This is a genomic window from Xenorhabdus beddingii (assembly GCF_002127545.1).
Classification (GTDB): domain Bacteria; phylum Pseudomonadota; class Gammaproteobacteria; order Enterobacterales; family Enterobacteriaceae; genus Xenorhabdus; species Xenorhabdus beddingii.
This window is the reverse complement of sequence record NZ_MUBK01000008.1, coordinates 132121-138393: the sequence shown is the minus strand read 5'-3', so window position 1 is coordinate 138393 and position 6273 is coordinate 132121. Positions and strand designations below refer to the sequence as shown.

The window sequence follows — 6273 nt, the reverse complement described above, 5'->3', positions numbered from 1 at the left end:
TGGTCCCACCTGACCCCATGCCGAACTCAGCAGTGAAACGCCGTAGCGCCGATGGTAGTGTGGGGTCTCCCCATGTGAGAGTAGGGAACTGCCAGACATCAATTAGTCAGAGAAGCCATCCGTCAGCGGATGGCTTTTTTGCATTTAACGATTTGAAAAATCAAAGTTTAAAGAAATCAAATCTAGCGTTTTGGGCCAATCATTCATCTTTATCTGCTGAGTTGTCAGATTAATGTGCTTTCCCCTGCTCAATTCCAACCCCCGTTTGTGAACGAATAAACTGGCGACGAAACATTTCTCTTTCCTGTTGGCCTTGTGTCGATGTATCGGTGATCGAAAATAACCACGCACCGATAAATGCCACAAACATGGAAAATAGCGCCGGATATTCATAAGGATAAATGGGTTTTTCATGACCAAGAATACTGACCCAAATCGTTGGGCCAAGGATCATTAATACGACGGCTGTCGTTAATCCCAGCCATCCGCCAACTAAAGCTCCCCGTGTCGTCAGCTTGCTCCAATACATCGACAGTAAAATAATAGGGAAATTACAACTTGCGGCAATGGAGAAAGCCAGACCAACCATAAAGGCTATGTTTTGCTTTTCAAATAAAATACCCAACCCGATAGCAACGATACCCAAAATAATGACAGTAATTTTGGATACTCTTAGTTCATCGCGTTCGTTAGCCTGGCCTCGTTTAATCACATTGGCGTAAATATCATGAGAAACGGCTGAGGCTCCGGCTAGCGTCAGTCCAGCAACGACAGCCAAAATAGTGGCAAAAGCAACAGCAGAGATAAAGCCAAGGAAAAAATCACCGCCAACAGCACTTGCCAGGTGGACGGCGGCCATATTAGTGCCACCAATTAATGCGCCGCTTGCATCTTTGAATGAAGGATTGGCGCTGACCAATAAAATAGCGCCAAAACCGATAATGAACGTCAGTATGTAAAAATAACCTATAAAACCCGTGGCATAGAAAACACTTTTCCGGGCTTCCTTGGCATCATTAACGGTAAAAAACCGCATGATGATATGCGGTAACCCGGCTGTTCCGAACATTAATGCCAATCCTAAAGAGAGGGCTGATATAGGATCAGAGACTAATCCACCGGGACTCATGATTGCAGGTCCAAGAGTATGTACAGCAATGGCTTCTTTAAACAGGTCATTAAAATTGAAATTCACCATTTTCATGACCATCAGTGCCATAAATGTTGCCCCTGCCAGCAGCAGGATTGCTTTGATAATTTGAACCCATGTCGTTGCCAGCATTCCGCCAAAGAGTACATACAGCACCATTAAAATACCGACCAGAACAACCGCGACGTAGTAATTCAATCCAAATAACAATTCGATAAGTTTTCCTGCCCCTACCATCTGGGCTATCAGATATAGCGCAACAACAACCAGTGAACCCATTGCGGATAACGTGCGGATGGGGCGCTGCTTTAGCCGATAAGAGGCGACATCTGCAAAGGTGTAACGCCCTAAATTTCTTAATCGTTCGGCAATGAGGAAGAGAATAATTGGCCAGCCTACGAGAAAGCCGATGGAATAGATCAACCCATCATAACCGGAGGTATAAACTAACGCAGAAATGCCCAGAAAAGAGGCGGCTGACATATAGTCACCCGCGATCGCCATTCCATTTTGAAAACCCGTAATTCGTCCGCCCGCAGTGTAATAATCTGAGCGTGAAATAGTCCGCTTTGAAGCCCAATAAGTAATACAAAGCGTTAATCCGACGAATAACAGAAACATGATAATCGCCGGAATATTTAAGGGTTGTTTTTCTACATTACCTGAAATGGCATCTGCTTGCGCTAAGAGAGGAAAGAGGGCAGAAAATAGCAGTAATACAATTTTTTTCATTTTCTCACCTCATCGAGAATAGTGGATGTCAGACGATCAAACTCACCATTCGCCCGCACAACATAAATCCCCGTCAATATGAAAGAAATAAAGATAATCCCAACACCCACGGGAATACCGCGAGTTATGCTAGTACTTTCATTGAGTGGTGTTCCAAGCCATTCAGGAGCAAAGGCAATAAGGAAAACAAAACCAACATAAAGAACTAACATAATGATGGATAACATCCAGGCAAACCGTCCTCGTTTTTTAATCAATTCCTTAAAATGGGGATTGTTTTCAATCTCTAGATAAATGTCGGCATTCATCAGAGTATCTCCTTGTTGATTTTAAACGACACACCTTAAGCGACATTATGGAATGTCAGATACGGGATAGCCGTCTCCGAGAGAATTCACGACTATTAGCCACGTCCCTGTACAGTTATGTCTCTTTTTGGGTGATACGTCATTCAAGCCGCCTTGAGGCGGCCTACATGTTTTAGTTTTATGACATCTTTATGGACTGTTTTTCTTCCAGAAGTTTTTCCACCACTCCCGGATCGGCCAGTGTGGAGGTATCTCCTAAGTTACTGGTATCACCGGAAGCAATCTTGCGTAAAATACGCCGCATGATCTTTCCGGAACGGGTTTTGGGCAGAGAATCCGTCCAGTGAAGAATATCGGGTGTTGCAATCGGGCCAATTTCTTTACGAACCCAATTTCTCACCTCGGCATACAGTTCAGGGGAAGGTTCTTCACCATGGATCAGCGTGACATAGGCGTAAATAGCTTGACCTTTGATATGGTGAGGAATACCAACAACAGCGGCTTCAGCGATTTTGGGGTACGCAACCAGAGCGGATTCAATTTCAGCCGTTCCCAAACGATGCCCTGAAATATTCAGAACATCATCGACACGGCCCGTGATCCAGTAATAGCCATCTTCATCACGCCGGGCACCATCGCCACTGAAATACATCCCTTTAAAGGTGGAAAAATAGGTTTGTTCGAAACGCTCATGATCGCCGAACAGGGTACGCGCCTGAGCAGGCCAGGAATCCGTGATAACCAGATTGCCTTCATTTTCTCCCTCTAAGATTTCCCCTGAATTATCGACCAATGCTGGGCTGATGCCGAAAAATGGCAGAGTCGCGGAACCTGCTTTGAGGTCAATAGCACCCGGTAGTGGTGTAATCATGAAACCACCTGTTTCGGTTTGCCACCATGTATCCACGATAGGGCATTGACTGTTACCTATCTTTTGGTAATACCACTCCCAGGCTTCTGGGTTAATTGGCTCACCCACCGAACCCATGATGCGTAATGAGGTACGTTGGGTTCCTTCTATCGCTTTATCACCTTCGGCCATCAATGCCCTGATAGCGGTTGGTGCGGTATAAATAATATTAACCTGATGCTTATCAACGATCTGACAAAGGCGATTGACGCCAGGATAGTTGGGAACACCTTCAAACATCAAGGTAGTGGCACCGCAGGCTAATGGCCCATATAACAGATAACTATGTCCGGTTACCCAGCCGACATCGGCGGTACACCAATAAATTTCGCCGGGACGATAATCAAACGTGTATTTGAATGTCAAAGAAGCATAGACCAGATAACCTCCGGTCGTGTGTAGGACGCCTTTGGGTTTACCTGTGGAACCCGAGGTATAGAGGATGAATAACGGATCTTCAGCATTCATCTCTTCAGCAGGGCAATCTGAGCTGATATTTTCGAGCAGTTCATGCCACCATAAATCCCGGCCGTCATACCAGTGTTTAACATTTCCAGTGCGCTTGAAGACAACGACATTAGCGACACTCGTGACAGCGGGATTGCTCAGTGCTTCATCGACATTTTTCTTCAATGGGATCGTGCGGCCAGCTCTCAGACCTTCATCTGCGGTAACAATCAGCTTGGCATTAGAATCGATAACTCTGCCCGCAATCGCATCAGGGGAAAAGCCACCAAAAATCACGGAGTGGATTGCCCCTATACGGGCACAAGCCAGCATTGCAACGGCAGCTTCTGGCACCATAGGCATATAGATAGCAACAACATCACCTTTTTGGACGCCCAGTTTTTTCAACACATTAGCAAACTGGCAGACATCATGGTGTAACTCGCGATACGTAACGTGTCGCGACTCGGCGGGGTTATCTCCCTCCCATATAATGGCAGTTTGATCGCCAAGCTCTTGTAAATGGCGATCAAGACAGTTGGCACTGAGATTCAGGGTGCCATCTTCAAACCAGCGGATACTGATATGCCCGGGGTCAAAAGAGGTGTTTTTGACCTTAGTATAGGGCCTTATCCAATCCACTACTTTACCCTTCTCACGCCAAAATCCTTCGGGGTCTTGGAGTGACCATTGGTAGTCTTGTTGATATTGTTGTTTGCTTATCAGGGCCGTCTCTGCAATATCAGCAGGAATCAGATGCTTGATTATTTGAGTCATATTTTTATCTCCTTGCAATTGTTAATACTATGTCAAAACAAGGTTAACTAAAGTGTAAGGAGAAATTTTGTTTCTTTTTTGGGCGGAAGATCACGCAATCAAGAGAATAAATTTCATGGAACGATCATTTAGCACAATGCCCTTGAATGAAATTAAGTAAGGTCGTGATTTTTAATTATGGTTAAATATTTCATGAAATCGACTTTGGTTGGATTTTTTATTTAATGGTTTAGTTTTTCTTTTAAAAAAAGCATGAAAAACGAACAGAGAAAAGAAACCATAGTTAATATATGGAATTGATAATCATTTTCATTACAATTCGATTCACTATAATAATCGGACTGTTCACACAGTGTAAATTTTATATATTCTAAATAACTGGAGATATGACATGAGTTATGCACTGCCTTCTCTGCCTTATTCTTATGATGCGCTAGAGCCTCATTTTGATAAACAAACGATGGAAATCCATCACACTAAGCACCACCAGACTTATGTCAATAACACAAATACCGCTCTGGAAACGTTCCCTGAATTAAGCGGACTGGAAATTGACAGCCTAATCCAACAGCTTGATAAAGTGCCGGCTGATAAGCGTACTTTTGTTCGCAACAATGCGGGAGGACACTCAAACCATAGTCTATTCTGGAAGGGCTTAAAACTGGGAACCGAATTGTCTGGTGTTTTGAAAGCGGCTATTGAGCGCGACTTTGGAAGTGTTGACAGCTTCAAGGAGAAGTTTGAACAAGCGGCAGCGACTCGCTTTGGTTCTGGTTGGGCATGGTTGGTGCTGAAAGACGATGGCAAACTGGCTGTTGTTTCAACCGCCAATCAGGACAGCCCGCTTATGGGTGATGAAATCGCAGGTGCTTCTGGTTACCCGATTGTGGGTCTGGATGTGTGGGAACATGCTTATTACCTGAAATATCAAAACCGCCGCCCTGATTACATTAAGGCATTCTGGCATGTCGTAAACTGGGATGAAGCAACCAGACGATACGAAGAAAAAATTAAGTAATCGACCTCATTAATTTTCACGAGAATGCCGGCCATAACCTTGGCCGGCATTTTTATTGTTCGATAATCTTGGTTATGATGCCAGAATCATGCTTGTGCAGCTTCAATCGTTCATTGAGAGGAAATAAAAGATGTATTACCCACAAGTCTACAGAGGCAAAGTAACATTGTCGGAGAAACTGGGTTCCAGCGCAATTAATAAGCTGGTGGTGAATGGGCGTTTACAACTAACCTCTCTTGGGCTGGAAGGCGATGAGCAAGCGGAAACGCGTTTTCATGGCGGGCCTGACCGTGCGCTTTGCCATTATCCAAGAGAACATTATCTCTTTTGGAAAAGGCAATTTCCTGAATTAATGGAACTCTTTGTCTCTCCATTGTTTGGTGAAAACCTATCAACGGAAGGGATGACAGAAGAGAACGTTTATATTGGAGATATTTATCAATGGGGAGAAACCTTGATTCAGGTCACTCAGCCTCGTTCTCCTTGTTACAAACTTAATAGTCTTACTGGAATTGATAACTTTGCTGCCATGATGCAAGACAATGGATACTGTGGTTGGCTATATCGTATTATTTCTTCTGGTTTTGTCAGTGCAGGGGAAGCGATAAAATTATTAAGCCGTAATAGTGATATTTCTGTTAAAGAAGCGGTGTCCATTGCGTTCCACAACCCATTTGATGAAGAACAATATCACCGTTTAATGGGAGCGGCGGGGCTATCTGCCAGTTGGAACCTGACCATGCAAAAACGGAGACTGTACGGAAAAATTGAGGATTTCAATCGTCGTTTATTTGGAAAATAAATTATTTTTTGAAATCTTTTGGATGAGTCTTTTTCTCCTTCAACTTACTGTATTAAAACAGTAATTTTTATTCACAATGGATTATATCTTCTAATGTGATATAAATCACAAAAAATACGAAGATATTAT

At 43.7% G+C, this 6273-nt stretch carries 5 protein-coding genes and 1 rRNA gene; 3 read left to right on the top strand and 3 right to left on the bottom strand.

What is annotated here, in order from left to right; translation table 11 throughout:
* Positions 1-97, top strand: a 5S ribosomal RNA gene (rrf, locus tag Xbed_RS07055); the annotation flags it as partial.
* Positions 98-229: 132 nt separating this feature from the next.
* Here the strand turns inward: rrf and actP are convergent.
* The 3 genes from actP to acs form a co-directional block, all read right to left on the bottom strand.
* A complete protein-coding gene (actP, locus tag Xbed_RS07050) occupies positions 230-1882 on the bottom strand; it encodes a cation/acetate symporter ActP (RefSeq protein ID WP_086112204.1) in 1653 nt (550 codons plus the stop codon).
* The gene (locus Xbed_RS07045; protein WP_086112203.1) at positions 1879-2190 is read right to left on the bottom strand and encodes a DUF485 domain-containing protein; all 312 of its coding nucleotides are present in this window, start codon (positions 2188-2190) and stop codon (positions 1879-1881) included. The genes actP and Xbed_RS07045 overlap by 4 nt, the downstream gene beginning before the upstream one ends.
* 178 nt (positions 2191-2368) lie before the next feature.
* Positions 2369-4324: an acetate--CoA ligase gene (gene acs, locus Xbed_RS07040; protein WP_086112202.1), complete on the bottom strand. Its 1956-nt coding sequence runs from the start codon at positions 4322-4324 to the stop codon at positions 2369-2371.
* A 391-nt stretch (positions 4325-4715) separates the two neighbouring features.
* Between acs and sodA the strand changes: the two genes are divergently transcribed.
* Both sodA and yiiM read left to right on the top strand, forming a co-directional pair.
* Complete coding sequence (sodA, locus tag Xbed_RS07035; RefSeq protein ID WP_086112201.1) at positions 4716-5342, top strand: superoxide dismutase [Mn]; 627 nt, start codon at positions 4716-4718, stop codon at positions 5340-5342.
* A gap of 130 nt (positions 5343-5472) precedes the next feature.
* Positions 5473-6144, top strand: coding sequence for a 6-hydroxyaminopurine reductase (yiiM, locus tag Xbed_RS07030; RefSeq protein WP_086112200.1), 672 nt, complete (start codon positions 5473-5475; stop codon positions 6142-6144).
* Positions 6145-6273 lie beyond the last annotated feature (129 nt).

Coding starts and splice junctions, on each gene's coding strand:
- acs (WP_086112202.1), bottom strand. CDS start 4,324: ATGACTCAAATAATCAAGCATCTGATTCCTGCTGATATTGCAGAGACG.
- yiiM (WP_086112200.1), top strand. CDS start 5,473: ATGTATTACCCACAAGTCTACAGAGGCAAAGTAACATTGTCGGAGAAA.
- sodA (WP_086112201.1), top strand. CDS start 4,716: ATGAGTTATGCACTGCCTTCTCTGCCTTATTCTTATGATGCGCTAGAG.
- actP (WP_086112204.1), bottom strand. CDS start 1,882: ATGAAAAAAATTGTATTACTGCTATTTTCTGCCCTCTTTCCTCTCTTA.
- Xbed_RS07045 (WP_086112203.1), bottom strand. CDS start 2,190: ATGAATGCCGACATTTATCTAGAGATTGAAAACAATCCCCATTTTAAG.